Origin of the sequence: Paenibacillus sp. FSL R5-0908 (assembly GCF_038006245.1) — a bacterium.
In the GTDB taxonomy this organism is placed as follows: Bacteria; Bacillota; Bacilli; order Paenibacillales; family Paenibacillaceae; genus Paenibacillus_AQ; species Paenibacillus_AQ odorifer.
On sequence record NZ_JBBOUV010000001.1, the window covers coordinates 3,126,046 to 3,142,654 of the forward strand.

At 45.7% G+C, this 16,609-nt stretch carries 15 protein-coding genes; 14 read left to right on the forward strand and 1 reads right to left on the reverse strand.

Going from position 1 to position 16,609, the window contains the following annotated elements; genetic code table 11:
- The first annotated feature begins 102 nt into the window (after positions 1-102).
- From MKZ09_RS13890 to MKZ09_RS13900, 3 genes are read left to right on the forward strand one after another with little or no spacing between them, the layout of a single operon-like run.
- Positions 103-1,764, forward strand: coding sequence for a spore germination protein (locus tag MKZ09_RS13890; RefSeq protein ID WP_076202497.1), 1,662 nt, complete (start codon positions 103-105; stop codon positions 1,762-1,764).
- Positions 1,682-2,968: a Ger(x)C family spore germination protein gene (locus tag MKZ09_RS13895; RefSeq protein WP_081394198.1), complete on the forward strand. Its 1,287-nt coding sequence runs from the start codon at positions 1,682-1,684 to the stop codon at positions 2,966-2,968. Before MKZ09_RS13890 ends, MKZ09_RS13895 begins: the two co-directional genes overlap by 83 nt.
- Positions 2,969-2,990: 22 nt before the next feature.
- A complete protein-coding gene (locus MKZ09_RS13900) occupies positions 2,991-4,091 on the forward strand; it encodes a GerAB/ArcD/ProY family transporter (RefSeq protein WP_076202500.1) in 1,101 nt (366 codons plus the stop codon).
- Here the strand turns inward: MKZ09_RS13900 and MKZ09_RS13905 are convergent.
- Positions 4,064-4,321, reverse strand: coding sequence for a hypothetical protein (locus MKZ09_RS13905; protein ID WP_036686181.1), 258 nt, complete (start codon positions 4,319-4,321; stop codon positions 4,064-4,066). The two genes, MKZ09_RS13900 and MKZ09_RS13905, sit on opposite strands and share 28 nt — an antisense overlap.
- A gap of 185 nt (positions 4,322-4,506) precedes the next feature.
- On the opposite strand from MKZ09_RS13905, the gene MKZ09_RS13910 reads away from it, so the two are divergent.
- From MKZ09_RS13910 to rlmN, 11 genes are all read left to right on the forward strand, one after another.
- Entirely contained in the window at positions 4,507-6,375 is a 1,869-nt protein-coding gene (locus tag MKZ09_RS13910; protein ID WP_076202503.1) for a bifunctional homocysteine S-methyltransferase/methylenetetrahydrofolate reductase, read from the forward strand.
- Between the two features lie 38 nt (positions 6,376-6,413).
- The gene (locus tag MKZ09_RS13915; RefSeq protein WP_036686185.1) at positions 6,414-7,307 is read left to right on the forward strand and encodes a YicC/YloC family endoribonuclease; all 894 of its coding nucleotides are present in this window, start codon (positions 6,414-6,416) and stop codon (positions 7,305-7,307) included.
- A 48-nt stretch (positions 7,308-7,355) separates the two neighbouring features.
- Positions 7,356-7,616, forward strand: a complete 261-nt coding sequence (gene remA, locus MKZ09_RS13920) for an extracellular matrix/biofilm regulator RemA (RefSeq protein ID WP_006209218.1) — start codon at positions 7,356-7,358, stop codon at positions 7,614-7,616.
- A 19-nt stretch (positions 7,617-7,635) separates the two neighbouring features.
- Positions 7,636-8,205 (forward strand): guanylate kinase, encoded by a 570-nt coding sequence (gene gmk / locus MKZ09_RS13925; RefSeq protein WP_076129144.1) that lies wholly within the window; start codon positions 7,636-7,638, stop codon positions 8,203-8,205.
- Between the two features lie 51 nt (positions 8,206-8,256).
- Positions 8,257-8,457 (forward strand): DNA-directed RNA polymerase subunit omega, encoded by a 201-nt coding sequence (gene rpoZ / locus MKZ09_RS13930; RefSeq protein WP_036686188.1) that lies wholly within the window; start codon positions 8,257-8,259, stop codon positions 8,455-8,457.
- Between the two features lie 216 nt (positions 8,458-8,673).
- On the forward strand, positions 8,674-9,909 hold the full coding sequence (gene coaBC, locus MKZ09_RS13935; protein WP_076202506.1) for a bifunctional phosphopantothenoylcysteine decarboxylase/phosphopantothenate--cysteine ligase CoaBC: 1,236 nt from the start codon (positions 8,674-8,676) through the stop codon (positions 9,907-9,909).
- Complete coding sequence (gene priA / locus MKZ09_RS13940; RefSeq protein WP_076202509.1) at positions 9,909-12,440, forward strand: primosomal protein N'; 2,532 nt, start codon at positions 9,909-9,911, stop codon at positions 12,438-12,440. The genes coaBC and priA overlap by 1 nt, the downstream gene beginning before the upstream one ends.
- Positions 12,441-12,525: 85 nt before the next feature.
- The gene (gene def / locus MKZ09_RS13945) at positions 12,526-13,005 is read left to right on the forward strand and encodes a peptide deformylase (protein WP_036686193.1); all 480 of its coding nucleotides are present in this window, start codon (positions 12,526-12,528) and stop codon (positions 13,003-13,005) included.
- Between the two features lie 5 nt (positions 13,006-13,010).
- A complete protein-coding gene (gene fmt / locus MKZ09_RS13950; protein WP_076202512.1) occupies positions 13,011-13,946 on the forward strand; it encodes a methionyl-tRNA formyltransferase in 936 nt (311 codons plus the stop codon).
- A 152-nt stretch (positions 13,947-14,098) separates the two neighbouring features.
- Entirely contained in the window at positions 14,099-15,415 is a 1,317-nt protein-coding gene (gene rsmB, locus MKZ09_RS13955; RefSeq protein WP_232061522.1) for a 16S rRNA (cytosine(967)-C(5))-methyltransferase RsmB, read from the forward strand.
- 151 nt (positions 15,416-15,566) lie between these two features.
- Positions 15,567-16,607: a 23S rRNA (adenine(2503)-C(2))-methyltransferase RlmN gene (rlmN, locus tag MKZ09_RS13960; RefSeq protein WP_036686196.1), complete on the forward strand. Its 1,041-nt coding sequence runs from the start codon at positions 15,567-15,569 to the stop codon at positions 16,605-16,607.
- The last annotated feature ends 2 nt before the right edge of the window (positions 16,608-16,609 follow it).

Genomic DNA, 16,609 nt, shown 5'->3' on the forward strand with positions numbered 1-16,609 from the left:
TTTTTTGTGTTTCTAACCTGATGTGACTTTAAGCAGCCGAATAATGGAAGGAGTAACCGAGAATAATACTACAATGCTTATGAAAAAAAGGAGGGAAGCTTGTTGAACATCAACGGGTTAACTAAAAGAAATAAATCCGGTAAGGGACAGCAAGCAGACCCGGCGGGTCCAGGTTTTGGAGCCAGATTAACCATTCATCTGGAGCAGACGCTAAACAATATCATTAACGAGCTGGGAGATAGTCCGGATCTTAGAATCCGCCAGGTAAGGCTTGGTGAGCAATCCTTTGTTGAGGCTGCTGCGGTACATCTTAATGGTCTAGCTAAGACAGAAACCGTTAATCAATTTGTAATGGGTTCATTGCTCTCCATAACGGATGAGATGCTCAAGGAAAGTAATACTACAGCAAACAATCTGAATGACCTCATCTTAAACCGTGCCCTGGAAATAGGTGAAGCGCAGCTGCAGGGGGATTGGAACGAGGTGCTGCTCGGAATTCTTTCTGGGAAGACACTGATTCTCATTGAAGGTTATGACAGTGCCATCATGTGTGAGACTGAAGGAGGGGAAGCTCGTTCTGTCACTGAACCCTCCACTCAGCTAGTTGTGCGTGGTCCAAAGGATAGCTTTGTTGAATCTTTGGCTACGAATGTCTCATTAATACGCAGAAGAATAAGATCACCCAAACTAAGACTCGAGCATGTGAAGATCGGGTCGGTAACTCAGACCGATGTGGCTTTAATGTATATCAAGGATACTGCGGACGAGAAGCTGGTTGAAGAAGTTAGAAAACGGCTGCAGCAGATTAATGTAGATGCCATCATGGAATCCGGTTATATCGAAGAGCTGATTCAGGATAAGACCTTTACCCCTTTTCCGACTATCAATAACAGCGAGCGGCCAGACGTTGCTGCAACGAATCTGTTAGAAGGGAGGGTAGTGATTGTCGTTGATGGCACCCCCTTTGTATTGATTTTGCCAGCGGTTTTCACTCTTTTTTTTCAGTCTGCTTCGGATTATGCGCAAAGGTTCGATATTGCAATTCTGATGCGAATTATTCGGTATATCAGTTTTATCGTGCTTATTCTAGGGCCTTCCGTGTATATAGCTTTAACGACGTTTCATTATGAGATGATCCCTACAACTTTACTGATCAACCTTTTATCGCAACGGGAAAATGTGCCTTTCCCCGCTTTTGTAGAAGCGATTCTAATGGAAGGTGCGTTTGAGATCATCCGGGAAGCGGGAGTAAGAATGCCGCGTGCAGTTGGGCAGACCGTATCTGTAGTAGGTGCTCTGATTCTTGGTCAGGCCGTAGTAGAGGCTGGAATTATTACGCCCGTTATGGTGATTGTGGTCGCATTGACCGGGATTGCGAGCTTTGCCATTCCAGCCTATAACATGGCGATTGCGGGCAGAATTATCCGCTTTGGTTTTTTGATATTGGCTGGTATGTTTGGTTTTTACGGAATTACATTGGGTTTAATCGTACTGGTTGCACATATCAACAGTCTGCGTTCTTTTGGCGTTCCTTATTTGTCTCCAATCGTGCCTTTGTCATCCAGAGGTCAAAAGGATGCCGTCTTAAGGCTGCCTTTGTGGGCGCTTGGCACAGCAGAGCCAGCTCCTGCTACTGCGCAGCAAGGGAATATTTCAGAAGGGAAGGAGATCACAGCCGGACATGAACAGAACCTATCTCCAAAAATTCTTGATAAGACTAAAGGGACACAGCCGCATAAGAAACGAAAGCAAGATTCTGAGTAAATGCAATTTTTTCTTAGCAGGACTTTTACCATGCATATTGATCTGTCTTAGTCTCACAGGCTGCTGGGATAGTGTGGAATTAAACAGAAGAGCCATCGTTTCCGGTGTGGCCATAGATAGAGGACCTACAGAAGAAGAGAAGTACGTATTGTCTTTTCAGGTTATCGTTGCTGACGAAATCTCTGGGAAGAACGCTAGAGGGACTTCACCTGTATCGGTATATAAAGGTAGCGGCCGCTCTATGTTTGAAGCACTAGCTAATGCCTCGCGTCAGACTGCACGTTTTTTGTCTTTAGGACATATTCGGGTGGTCATCATTTCCGAGAAGTTCGCGCAAGAAGGCATCAAGGATATCATGGATGTGTTGGAAAGGGAAAGTGAAACCCGGCTGACAAGCCTGATTTTTATTTCCAAGGGACAGCCTGCTAGTGAATGTATGACGACTATGACCGTGTTCGGAAGGATTCCAGCCAATGATTTGGTGGAGAAGCTACAGACAACCTCCAAGCAATTTGGATATAACTATCGGATGGAAGTGGATGATATTATCCGGGGGATACAGGTTGCTGGTGGGGGGCCAGTGATCAATGGCGTGCTAGTGACTGGAGATTTGGAGCAGAGGGAAAGTAATGATAATTTAAAAAAAATAAGACCGGAGGCCATAATAAAAGTTACGGGTCTTGCAGCGTTTAAAGAAGACAAGCTTAAAGGATGGCTGCTCGGCGAGGAAGCGATCGGTACCGTTCTGCTTAAGAATAAAATCTCTCAGATGCCGGTGCTGGTCTCGATTGGTGAGAATGATTATATATCGTTTAATGTGTATTTATCACAGGTACATATCCACGCTGATGCGAAAGACATAGAGCATCCTGTCTTCACGATTAACGTCACTCAGCAGGCTGGATTAAAGGAATCGCCCAATGGCTTGGATCTAACAGATCCAACAGTGTTAAATGATCTTTCGAAGCTTTTGGAAAAGAATATTCAAGAGCAGATCCGCGCTGCCATAGCAACTGCCCGTTCGTTAAAAAGTGATTATCTAGGTTTTGGTGAAGCAGTAGAAAGAGCTAATCCACGTGGCTGGAAACAAGTAAAAGATCATTGGGACCGTATATTTGAAACCTGCCAGGTTAATATCAATACGGATGCTGTGATCAGGCATACAGATATGCGGAGTGATTCCTTTCAGTCCAAGAATAAGTAATGACAATAAAGGAGGGGCAGCTATGGGGAAAATAAAAATAGGACTACTCCAATTTTTCACGTTGACATTGTTGTTTGAACTGGGAACAGCGCTGGTGGTGAATCTTGGGATGGAGTCTGGTAAAGATGCGTGGATTTCCATACTGCTCGGAACTTTGATCGGTTTGATTGTATTTTCGGGGTACACTTATTTGTATAGAAAGTTTCCGGAACTCCCCTTAACGGCCTATACCCGCAAGCTGCTGGGAGGATCCTTAGGTACAGTGATTTCCGTTCTCTACATTATCCTTTTTCTCAATTTAGCGGGTCGTGATTTACGGGATGGCAGTTCTATGCTGGTTATGGCTACTATGCATCGCACACCTTTGTTTATCATATCTACATTGATGATCTTATCTTCTGCGTATGTTTTGCATAAAGGAGTAGAGGTGTTATCCCGAACTTCATTGGTATTCGCAACTCTCGTAATGCTGATCGGTATATTTTGCTCGATTATGCTGATGTTATCGGGTTCAATTAATTTGAATCGATTGCTTCCTGTTTTTGAGAATGGGTTCCAGCCTGTGATCGAATCTGTCATTCGCCAGAATTATATGTTCCCTTTTGGTGAAATGATTTGTTTTACCATGCTAATGCCCTATCTGAACAATGTTAAAAAAGGTCCTTGGGTCATCGGAGCAGGGATATTTTTTTCAGGTTTGCTCTTAAGTCTGACTATGATGCTGAATATCTCCGTGCTTGGCACAGATATTGTGAAACGTTCACCCCTACCTCTGATGCCCACGATTAGCAAGATTTCAATCTCCGATTTTATTCAACGGGTGGATATTCTAGTTGTTATGGTGCTGATTATCGGCGTTTTTTTCAAAATGTCAGTGTTTTTTGCGGCCGCACTTATAGGGATTTCCGAATTGTTCAAGATTCCTTACCGGAGAATGGTCTATCCCTGTGCTCTGATCATTCTGTTCAGCTCGATGTTGAACGCGCGGAGCTTTACTGAACATATTAATGAGGGAGGGAGATTGTTATATACGATTTTTCCCTTCTTTATGGTGTTGATCCCTGTAATTCTTGTCATCGTTGCGGCGATAAGAAGTCATCTTTCCCCGCCACGTTCTGGTTGATGTCCTGTTTTCCAGTAATAGATATCGGGGATGAACAAGCAGAGCAGCAAAATACAAGCAGTAGCTTTCTCTGAGGCGGTATAGAACAGATAATTAAGGATATAGCCGACGTTACCCAGCCCATAGCCATACAGCCAATCTAGCAAATAAATATACAGTAAGCAGAGAGTGGCTAGCAGTAAAGTTACAGCGTATTTTCGGATCAGAAACTTTCTTGTTTTTTTCTTCAAAGTATTCTCTCCTTTATGGAAATAACAGCATTAACGTTAGTATGAAGCTTTTTATAGATGAACATGCATGGTGGATATTTTGGGCTAAATGCTTTTCTTTTGGAAAGCTTATCATCCATACCGATTTATGTTACATTAGTATGAAACTAAAGTTAGAAACTAATGTGGCAGGGGAGGATCTTGTTGTGAAGCCGGATTTACGTTCCGCATGGGGAAATAAAGTTTTAGTCGGAGACGGAGCGATGGGCACCTACTTATATCAGAAGGGTTTCCCAGTCGGCATTTCCTATGAAGAATTAAATTTGACCTCTCCGGGGGTAATCGAAGATGTTCACCGCAGCTATATTGAGGCAGGGGCAGTGCTGCTGGAAAGCAACACCTTCTCGGCGAACTATGACAGGCTGTCCAAATATGGTCTAGAATCCAAGGTTGAGGAAATTAATCGAGCCGGAGTTAGAATCGCTCGCCGGGCTGCTGGAGATCATGGGTATGTATTAGGAGCTGTGGGATCTATTCGTGCGGGCAAACGTGCGAATCTCTCTTCCACAGAGCTGAAAAAATATTTTACACAGCAGATTGCTGCATTGTTAGAAGAGGACGTAGATGGCATTATGCTGGAAACCTTCTACGATGTTGAGGAACTGCATTTAGCTCTAAGAACGCTCCGCAAGATCAGCTCGCTTCCTGTAGTTTGCCAATTAGCTGTCGATGAAACAGCGCGCACATTAGATGGATTAACTTTGCCGGAAGCTTTTCGTATCCTGGAAGGCGATGGCGCTGATGTTATTGGATTTAACTGTAACACAGGCCCGAACGGAATGAAGCGAGCGCTAAAAGCTGTACAAGGGAGTCTGGTTCTGCCAGCTTCTGTGTATCCAAATGCGGGTGTAGCGGATTATGTAGACGGAGAATACCGGTACGGGGCTTCACCAGAATATTTTGGGCAAATGGCGCAGACTTTTGCGGAGATGGGCTGCCGGATAATCGGTGGTTGCTGTGGTACAACTCCGCAGCATATTGCAGAAATCTCGTCTGCACTGAAGAATTATGTACCGCAACCGCTTGCTCAACCGTTGCCACCTACTGTGGAGCGTGTATCGCTGCAAGATAATTTTGGCGATGATGATAGAGAGGGTAGAGAGCCAAATCTGGTTGATCTGGTCAAGGAACGACATACGGTCATTGTTGAGCTTGATCCACCTCGCGAATTGGATATCACAAAGTTTATGCAGGGCGCAGAAGCGCTTAGAAGAGCAGGGGCGGATGCGTTGACCCTCGCCGACAACTCCCTGGCTGTTACACGGATGAGCAATATGGCTTTGGGGCATTTGGTGCACGCTAAAACTGGACTTCGTCCGCTAGTGCATATTGCTTGCCGGGATCGTAATTTAATTGGTACTCAATCCCATTTGATGGGTTTTGATGCGCTTGGAATTGATCATGTGCTGGCCGTAACAGGTGATCCTGCGAAATTTGGAGATCTTCCCGGCTCAAGCTCGGTTTATGATTTAACCTCTTTTGAGATTATTAGAATGATCAAGCAGCTGAATGACGGGATTTCCTTCTCAGGTAAACCGTTGAAACAGAAAGCGAATTTTGTAATCGGAGCTGCATTTAACCCGAATGTTAAACATTTGGATAAGGCAGTGCAACGTCTGGAGAAGAAAATTGCCTCTGGTGCCGACTATATTATGACCCAGCCTGTCTATGATCAGGAACTTATCGTGAAGATAGCTGAGGCAACAGCACATCTGGAAATCCCCGTATTCATTGGGGTTATGCCACTCGCAAGCGGACGTAATGCAGAGTTTCTACATAATGAGGTTCCCGGTATTCAGCTTACGGACGATGTCCGCAACCGCATGAAGGGACTTGAAGGGGAAGCTGGAAGAGCAGAAGGTGTCGCTATCGCTAAGGAACTGTTAGATGTTGCTACTGCCCATTTTAATGGGATCTATCTAATGACTCCGTTCATGTTCTACGATATGAGCGCACAGCTTATGGAGTATGTGTGGGAGAAATCAGGACGCAAATTGTCCCCCTTGTTTCGCTAGTAATAATCAATTACAATAGTGTAATGGATGTGATTCCGTTGTCATTTAGCATGACCGGATACGGTCAATCGTCCCTGCAATTCGGCGGCTACAAGATTATGTTCGAAGTGAAATCGGTGAATCACCGGTACTGCGAAGTTGTACTGCGGATGCCCCGGGATTGGACGGGTTATGAGGATGTGTTGAGAAGAAAGGTTCAACAGCACATCAAACGGGGAAGAATAGATGTTACCATCAATAGAGAGCACGATGAGTCGACTGTTAGACCGGTTCTGAATCACTCTGCTGTAATGACCTATCTAAAGGCAGCAGAGCAGCTTAAGAACGAATATGGTTTGACGGGTGAGTTGACTTTACGTGATATACTTTCTATACCCGGTATTATGGACAGCAAAGACGAGGCTGCGGGTGCCGTGTCTGCGACATTAGAAGACTACTCCGAAGTATTGGAGGCGGGACTTGAGCAGTGTTTGCAGTCTCTGCTGGAGATGCGCGCCCGTGAAGGCAGTTATCTAGCCGCAGATATTGAACAGCGCCTGAACCATCTTGAGAACATGCATGCTGAAATGGTTGAACTTGCACCTGTCGTAATCATTGAATATCGAGAGAAACTTCGACATCGATTGAATGAACTAAATGATGGGACGTTCGCTTTTGATGAGCATAAATTCGGGATGGAGATCGCTATTTTTGCAGATCGCTGTAATATTGATGAAGAGTTGACCCGGTTGTATAGTCATTTCGAGCAATGCAGAGCCCTCCTGAAGGGGAAAGGACCGGTAGGACGCAAACTGGATTTTCTCATTCAGGAGATGAACCGTGAGACAAATACAATCGGATCGAAATGCAATCATCTAACTCTCGTGGGTCTTGTGCTAGATATGAAAGCAGAACTGGAGAAGATTCGAGAACAAGCTGCGAACATAGAGTAATCGGGAATAGGTAATAGCATAGAACTTTATGGGGGGAACTACCGGAACATGGCAATCAAACTTATTAACATTGGCTTTGGAAATATTGTGTCTGCCAACCGCATTATTTCTATCGTCAGTCCGGAATCTGCACCAATCAAACGTATTATCCAGGAGGCACGTGATCGGCATATGTTGATCGACGCCACCTATGGCCGACGGACTCGTGCCGTAATCATTACAGATAGTGATCATGTCATCCTATCGGCTGTACAGCCGGAGACTGTGGCGCATCGCTTATCCAGTAAAGATGACGACAACGACGAATAACAACTAAATGGAGTGTATTATGTCAAAAGGATTGCTCATCATATTATCCGGACCTTCCGGCGTAGGTAAAGGTACTGTTTGTACAGCACTACGTCCGAAGATGCCCGAACTTGTCTACTCAGTTTCTGCTACTACTCGCAGTCCGCGTGCGGGTGAGGAAGATGGCGTCAACTATTTTTTCAAAAGCAAAGATGAATTTATGGCAATGATCGAAGCCGATCAATTGCTTGAATACGCGGAGTACGTAGGTAATTATTACGGTACTCCCCGTGATTTTGTGGAGAGAACTCTCAATAGCGGCAAAGACATTATTCTCGAAATTGAGGTTCAAGGCGCTCTCAAAGTCAAAGAAAAATTTCCTGAAGGGATTTTTGTGTTCCTTCTTCCTCCATCCATGGACGAGTTGAAGGACCGCATTCGCGGACGGGGTACTGAGCATCCAGATGTGATCGATCACCGCATGACTGTAGCGGAGGATGAGATCAACTTAATGCAGCATTATGATTATGCTGTTGTGAATGATGAGATTGATCTGGCTTGTAAGAGAATAGAAAGCATTATTATCGCCGAACATTGTAAAGTCAGATAATTAATGCTGAAGGTCAAAAGTATTAACAGTAAACTATGAAGAGGTGTCCCAGTGCTATATCCATCCATTGATGAAATGATGACTAAGGTTGACAGTAAGTATTCGCTCGTTGTCGCTGCTGCACGTCGTGCTAGACAATTGCGTGAGGGTGGCAAGACAGATGTGAAGAATCCTAGATCGCATAAATTTGTTGGTGTTGCTCTTGAGGAAATTTACGAAGATCGCATTACTCTAACCCGCGGTGAAGAGTAGTCTCAAGCATAAGTAATAATGACCTATTGTAGAAACGGATGCCGCCTATTTGTTTTGAGGCGCTGCCGTTTCTTCTTGGGTTATGGAGCATTTACGGGTCTTAAATTTATGATGAAAGCCCAGAACCGGGCTCTTTATGACAACCGGAAGGTTGTTATTTTTTTCTCGTCGTAAAGATAGCCATTCGTTGTAAGAGTAGGGAACAGGGGGGAGATCATGTTGAAGAGCTTGAAGGGGAAGACTATTTTACTTGGGATCACAGGAGGAATTGCTGCTTATAAAGCGGCGTCCTTGACCAGTAAGCTTGTCCAAAAAGGAGCCGAGGTTCATGTCATTATGACAGCTTCGGCGAAGCAGTTCATTACAGAATTAACTCTACAGTCACTATCGAAGCAACGAGTATACAGCGATACATTCCAGGAGAGAGATCCATCCTCCATTTCACATATTGATCTGGCAGATGCTGCGGATCTTGTACTGGTAGCACCCGCGACCGCAAATATAATTGCCAAAATGGCGCACGGGATCGCCGATGATATGTTATCTACTACACTGCTTGCTACTACGGCTCCTATTATGGTTGCACCAGCTATGAATGTTCATATGTATCAGCATCCAGCTGTACTTAATAATTTGAATATTCTCGCTAGTCGAGGCATTCAGTTTATTGAGCCTGGTGAAGGACTGCTGGCATGTGGATACGTTGGCAAAGGTCGGCTGGAAGAGCCGGAGGCTATTGTGAGTGTGGTTGAGAATTTTTTTGCACACCAAGCAAGCGTCGCATCCAAACCTCTTGAGGGTAAAAAAATCGTCATCACAGCGGGTGGAACGGTAGAACGCATTGATCCAGTACGTTATATCTCCAATGATTCATCAGGTAAAATGGGCTTCGCATTAGCACGTGCTGCGCGCGCAATGGGAGCTGAGGTAACGTTGATTGCTGCGCGTACAGATGAGGCTCCTCCACAGGATCCAGAGATTTCAGTCATTCGTGTTCAATCTGCACAAGAAATGTATGAAGCAGTTACCGCACAGTGGGACAGCTGCGACATTATGATCAAGGCGGCGGCTGTTTCGGATTACCGTCCGAAGCATAGTGAGCCTTCTAAGATTAAAAAAAGCGGAGAGACGATGACACTTGAGCTTGTGAAGACAACGGATATTCTGGAAACACTCGGTAAGAACAAAAACAAGCAGTTTTTGGTTGGCTTTGCTGCGGAAACGGGCAATACGGAATTTTATGCTAAGGACAAGCTGGTCCGCAAAAACTGCGATCTCATCGTTGCTAACAATGTAGCGGCTGCAGGAGCCGGATTTGGAGCGGATACGAATATCGTTTCGATATATGATGTGAATGGATTGGTGCTTGAATTGCCACAATTGTCGAAGGATGAGGTTGCTCGTCGTTTGCTGACGCTCGTGGCAGAGCGAATTACTGGAGCTTCATTATAATGGATATCGCCAAGGTCATTGTGGATGTGCCTGTACGCAGCACTGACCGGCCATTTGATTATAGTATTCCGGAATCCCTGAAATTATGGATTGAAGTGGGCAGTCGGGTAGCCGTTCCGTTTGGGCACCGGACAGTCCAAGGTTTTGTAGTGTCTTTAGAATCAGGCGAGACCCTAGTGAGTCCTAGCCTAAAGCCAATCCAAGAAGTATTGGATCTGCTTCCGCCTTTATCTCCTGAATTAGTTGAGCTTGCGGACTGGATGAGTAAAAGATATGCATGTAGACGAATTTCAGCACTGCAGGCGATGTTGCCCACCGCTCTAAAAGGGAAGGCAGAACGGCTGATTTCACTTGGAGATGTGCAGGAAGAAACAGCATTTCCAGCGGATGAATTGTTCCCAATGTTTGCAGACACAGGGGATGAGGAACGGCTAATCACAGAATTTATTGGACGTAGTGGCGAAGTTTCTATGAAGCAGCTTACTCGTGCATTTCCTGAGGCTGCTGAGACGGTGAAGTTCATGCTGCGGCGTGGAGTACTTATAGAGAGTCAATCCATTAAGGATAAAATGGGCAAGAAAAAGCTCAAGGCAGTCGATCTGGCGATAGGTGTCACTGCTGCCCGTGAGGCTTTGAACAAATTTCCGAAAAAATCCGCACGCCAGAAGGAAGTTCTGAGCTTTTTAGTTGATATGGAAGCTACACTCCCCATGGCCCTTAAAGAAGTTTTGTCTGCACTCCAAGTAACGGCAAGTACTGTAAAGGCCTTGGAGGAAAAAGGTTTTATCGAGATCAGTGAAATTGAAGTCTATCGCGATCCTTATCAAGGACGAGATTTTAAACCTACCGCACCTCTACCGCTTACAGCGGAACAAGAGGTCGTATATACAAGGATTTCTCGAACCGTAGAAGAGCAGCTTCACGAAGTATTTCTGCTTCATGGAGTTACGGGTAGTGGTAAGACAGAGATCTATTTGCAGTGTATTAAACGTTGTTTAGATCAGGGTAGACAGGCTGTTGTTCTTGTTCCAGAGATTGCTTTAACGCCACAAATGGTGGAGCGGTTTAAGGGGCGGTTCGGCAGCGGGGTCGCGGTTATGCATAGCCGGCTGTCTGTTGGTGAGAGATACGATGAGTGGCGTAAAATCCGTGAAGGAAAGGCCACAGTCGCTGTAGGCGCAAGATCGGCCGTGTTTGCTCCTTTCTCCAACTTAGGGCTGATTATTATGGATGAAGAACATGAGACCTCTTATAAACAGGAGGAGAATCCGAAATATCATGCCCGTGATGCTGCTATTCGTAGAGCAGAGCAGTGTGGGGCAGCTGTGATTCTTGGATCTGCCACGCCTTCGCTGGAAAGCTATCATGCTGCAAGATCGCAGAGTGATATTCATTTTTCACCGGTACTGCTGGAGATGCCTACCCGTGCGCTGGGAAATGAACTTCCAAAGGTGAACGTAGTAGACATGCGGGAAGAGCTTAAAGAAGGTAACCGTTCGATGTTCAGCCGAAAGCTTCATTCAGCACTGGAAGAGAGGCTGGAACGCGGAGAACAGACGGTGCTGCTGCTTAACCGTAGAGGTTTCTCAACCTTTGTCATGTGTCGTAGCTGTGGTTACGTAGCCGGTTGTCCAGAATGTGATATCTCACTAACATATCATAGCCGTAGTGACAATTTGCGTTGTCATTATTGTGGCCATGCTGAACCAGCACCTAAGCTTTGTCCGGAGTGTGGGAGTGAGCATATCCGGTTTTTCGGAACGGGTACACAGCGGGTGGAAGAAGAGCTTGGTAAGCTGTTCCCAGGCATACGAGTGATTCGTATGGATGTGGACACAACAACAGAAAAAGGCTCACATGAGAAGCTGCTGAACCAATTCCGGGACAAAAAAGCGGATGTTCTCCTGGGGACTCAGATGGTAGCAAAGGGACTGGATTTTCCAGATGTCACTCTTGTTGGTGTAATCACAGCAGATTCAGCGTTGAACCTGCCCGATTTTCGCGCAGCAGAGAAGACATTCCAATTGCTTACCCAAGTTGCAGGCAGAGCAGGCCGGCATCAGCTTCCAGGCGAAGTGGTCGTTCAGTCCTATACGCCAGAGCATTATTCCATTATTCATGCCAGCGGACATGACTACCTCTCTTTTGTACGTGAAGAGCTGAAGCATCGTAGAGGCCTCCATTATCCGCCGTATTGCAGACTCATCCTGGTCACGTTGTCTCATGAACAGCTGCCGCTTCTACTGCGGATGGCAGAGAATTATGCTCTGAATCTTCAAGGAAAGGCCAGACAGCTAAGATGGTATGGAAGTCTCGATAAGCTAACCAGCGATGTGTTAGATCTGTTGGGTCCTGTGGCTTCACCTATCCCTCGATTAAAGGGTAGATATAGATTCCAGTGTATGATAAAATGGCGCGGCGCCATCGATGTAATTGGACTTGTCCGCCAAGTGGCTGAAGAGTTAGAGGATTCTGTACGGGATACTGGTCTTCAGATCAGCATTGATGTGGATCCGCAGATGTTGATGTAAATCCGTATCATGTTACAATGTAAAAAAAGAGCTTTATAAATTGACTTTAAATATAGAAATGTTCAGAACGGGAAGGTGTTTTGTAATGGCTATACGTTTGATCGTTAAGGAACCGGATGAAGTATTGCACAAAAAAGCTAAAGAAGTAGCTGTAGTTACTCCTAATGTTAAAAAATTGCTGGATGATATGGCACATACGATGTATGACGCTGAAGGAGTAGGGCTGGCGGCACCCCAAGTCGGAATTTTGAAACGTCTAATTGTGGTGGATGCGGATGAAGAGCATGGATTGATCAAAATGATTAACCCTGAAATCATCAGCATGGAAGGTGAACAGCTAGGACCTGAAGGATGTCTTAGTATTCCTGGCTTGAATGGTGATGTACGCCGTGCGGAGACTGTAACTGTACGTGGCCTTAACCGTGAGGGAAAAGAGATTACGATAACCGGCAGTGGTTTACTTGCCCGGGCTTTTCAGCATGAGATTGACCATTTGAATGGAGTTCTGTTTACAGATATCGCTGAAAAAGTGTACGAGATGACTGCTAACGAGACTGAGGAGTGAGGAATATGAAGATTGTTTTCATGGGAACTCCAGCCTTTGCGGTGCCAAGTTTGCAAATGCTGGTAGATGAAGGCTATGAAGTTGTAGCTGTCATCACCCAACCGGATCGTCCGCAGGGGAGAAAAAAGATCTTGGCTCCTTCACCAGTTAAGGAAGCCGCATTAGCTCTTGGATTACCTGTGCTTCAGCCTGAACGCATGCGTCGTCCTGAGGCAGTCGCTGAGCTGGCTGCGTATGAGCCGGATTTGATCGTCACGGCTGCTTATGGTCAAATTTTGCCTAAAGCTGTGTTGGACTTACCGCGGAATGGTTGTGTGAATGTACACGGTTCGTTGCTTCCTAAATATCGGGGAGGTGCTCCGATTCAGCGTAGTATCATCAATGGTGAGAAAGTGACCGGTGTTACTTTGATGTATATGGCGGAAGGGCTGGATACCGGTGACATGATCTCTCGTGTCGAAGTGGCTATTGAGGATGAAGATACCTCTGGAATTCTTTTTGAGAAGCTAAGCCTAGCGGGACGAGATCTGTTAAAGTCTGAAATGCCACGTTTAGTGAGTGGAAAAGTTCAAGCTGTTCAGCAAGATGATAGTGAGGCAACTTATGCTCCTAACCTTAATCGCGAGGATGAACGTTTGGATTGGAACGCCAGCTCGCGTGATAACTATAATCGAATTCGTGGATTAGTTCCTTTTTCCGGCGCATTCACGCTCTGGAATGGTGAGACCTTTAAAGCTTGGGCTTCTAAGCTGCCTGAAGCGCAGAAAGCAAGCGATAGTGCTCCAGGAACGGTGCTTTCTGTAACCGAGCAAGGTGTCGAAGTGAAAACAGGTGACGGAAGTCTGCTGCTGACAACGGTTCAACCTGCTGGTAAAAAAGCAATGAGTGCGGCCGATTTTAGCCGTGGTGCTGTTATGAAGCCAGGGACGGTGTTAGGTTGAGCGGCGGTGGAAACGGTGTTGGCCGATCAGCAGTAAATCCTGGCGCTGGTAAGAGACAAGGGAATAATTCAAAAGCAGTTGGCAACAACGGCAGAGCTGGCAACAAGGGTAAGGTTGCCCCTGTCACTGCACGGGAAATCGCGCTTGAAATAATGGTTAAAGTTGAGCAGCAAGGTGCATATAGCAATTTGCTGCTCAACAGCAGTCTACAGAAGGCAACACTTAGCAGAGAAGATGCCGGACTGGTCACAGAACTTGTTTATGGCTCTATTTCGCGGATGAACACCTTGGATTATGTGCTTGAAGGATTTGTTAGTAAAGGGATAGCTAAACTACAGCCATGGGTCCGTAATTTACTGCGGTTAAGTTTATATCAAATTATGTATCTTGATCGTATACCGTCCCATGCAGCTGTAAATGAGGCTGTTAATATAGCGAAGAAAAAAGGCCACCAGGGAATCTCAGGGATGGTTAACGGCGTGCTGCGCAGTGTGTTGCGTGCTGGTGATCTACCGGTTCTGCCTGACGGGCTGAGTCAAGTGCAGCGGATATCGATCTTATACTCACATCCGTTGTGGTTAGTGGAACGTTGGATTACCGAGTACGGTGTCGACACGGCGGAAGCGATTTGTGCATCTAATAATGAGCCGCCTGCGGTCAGCGTACGTGTGAATACAACGATGATCAGTCGTGAAGCTCTGCTGAACCAGATGATTGAACAAGGTCTGCAAGCTTCAGCATCTGAGGTTAGTCCTTATGGCATTGTTGTGAAAGGCGGCGGAAACCTGGCGCTCACCTCCTGGTATCGTGATGGATATCTCTCCGTTCAGGATGAGAGTTCTATGCTAGTAGCTGAAGCGGTAGCTCCGGAGCCTGGGATGAGGGTGCTTGACTGCTGCGCTGCTCCTGGGGGCAAAACAGCACATATGGGCGAGCTCATGAAAGATGAAGGATCAATTTACGCTAATGATCTGCATTTGCATAAAGCGAAATTGATCTCAGATCAAGCAGAACGTTTAGGTCTTGATTGCGTATCTACAGGCAGTGCAGATGCGCTGGAGCTGGAGCACACTTTAGAGCATCAATCCTTTGATAGAATTCTTCTCGACGCACCTTGCTCTGGACTCGGCGTAATTCGCCGTAAGCCAGACCTCAAATGGCGTAAGCAGCCGGAAGATGTGGCTAGCGTAGCGTCATTGCAACGGGAATTGCTGCAGTCGGTCTCTAAACTGTTGAAACCGGGTGGCATTCTGGTATATAGTACCTGTACTACTGAACAAGCAGAAAATAGTGAAGTAGTAGCTGAATTTTTGAAGCAGAATCCTGACTTCACTGCTGTAACTTTTGCCTCCCCATTATGGGACAGGCTGGAGGGTACTGCGCTGGCTGAGGGTGAAGGAATTCAGCTGCTGCCTCATCATTATGGGAGCGACGGGTTCTATATTTCCAAGCTTCAGAGAGTCTTGTAATATAGCAAATTTTCTGACAATTGTAGTATCCTCCGCCCGCCGGGCTACCGTACGGCGGGCGTTTTCTTTTACCGTCTCTGAAATTTGTGTTAAAATAGGAAGAATGAGAAATAATACGCATATCCTTATGAAAGAACAGGTGTAGATAATAATGAAACCTTTAATATATGATTTTTCTTTAGAAGAGTTACAACAGTGGGCGAAAGACAATGGTGAGCCTGCTTTTCGTGGTGGACAAATTTTTGATTGGCTGTATGTAAAACGTGTAAATGACTTCGAAGCAATGAGCAATTTGTCCAAAGGGCTTCGCCAGAAGCTGAATGAACAATTCTCAATTGCAGCGCTAACTGAAATTACTAAAATGGAATCTAAAGATGGAACTGTAAAATTCCTGTTTGGATTGCATGACGATCATGCTATCGAAACAGTTATCATGAAACATAATTATGGCAATAGCGTTTGTGTAACAACCCAAGTAGGGTGCCGAATCGGCTGTACTTTCTGCGCTTCCACACTAGGTGGATTAAAACGGGATTTGACAGCGGGAGAAATTGTAGCTCAGGTAGTACGTTCCCAACAAATCCTGGATGCGCGCGGCGAACGTGTCAGCAGCATTGTTATCATGGGTACTGGTGAGCCGTTTGAGAACTATGATGCAACAATGAGATTCCTGCGTCTAATGATTCATGAGAAGGGCCTAAATATCGGACAACGGCATATTACTGTTTCCACCAGCGGTATTGTACCGAGCATTTATAAATTTGCAGAAGAAGATACCCAGATTAATTTGGCGATTTCAATTCATGCGCCTAACGACGCCTTGCGTTCAAAGCTAATGCCTGTTAACCGCCGTTTTCCGTTTGATGATGTAATTGAATCCTTGCGTTATTATCAAGCTAAGACGGGACGACGTGTCAGCTTTGAATATGCCTTGATCGGCGGGGTAAATGACCAACCGGAGCATGCTGAGGAATTGGCTGGGGTGCTTAAGAGCATGCTGTGCCACGTCAATTTGATTCCGGTAAACCATGTGCCTGAGCGAAAATATGTACGTACTTCACGCAATGATATCTTTGAGTTTCAACGTATTTTGGCTGATAACGGGGTGAATGTTACTATTCGCCGTGAGCAAGGCCATGATATCGCGGCCGCATGCGGACAGCTGCGTGCCAAACATATGGAGTTGGGGTGAGG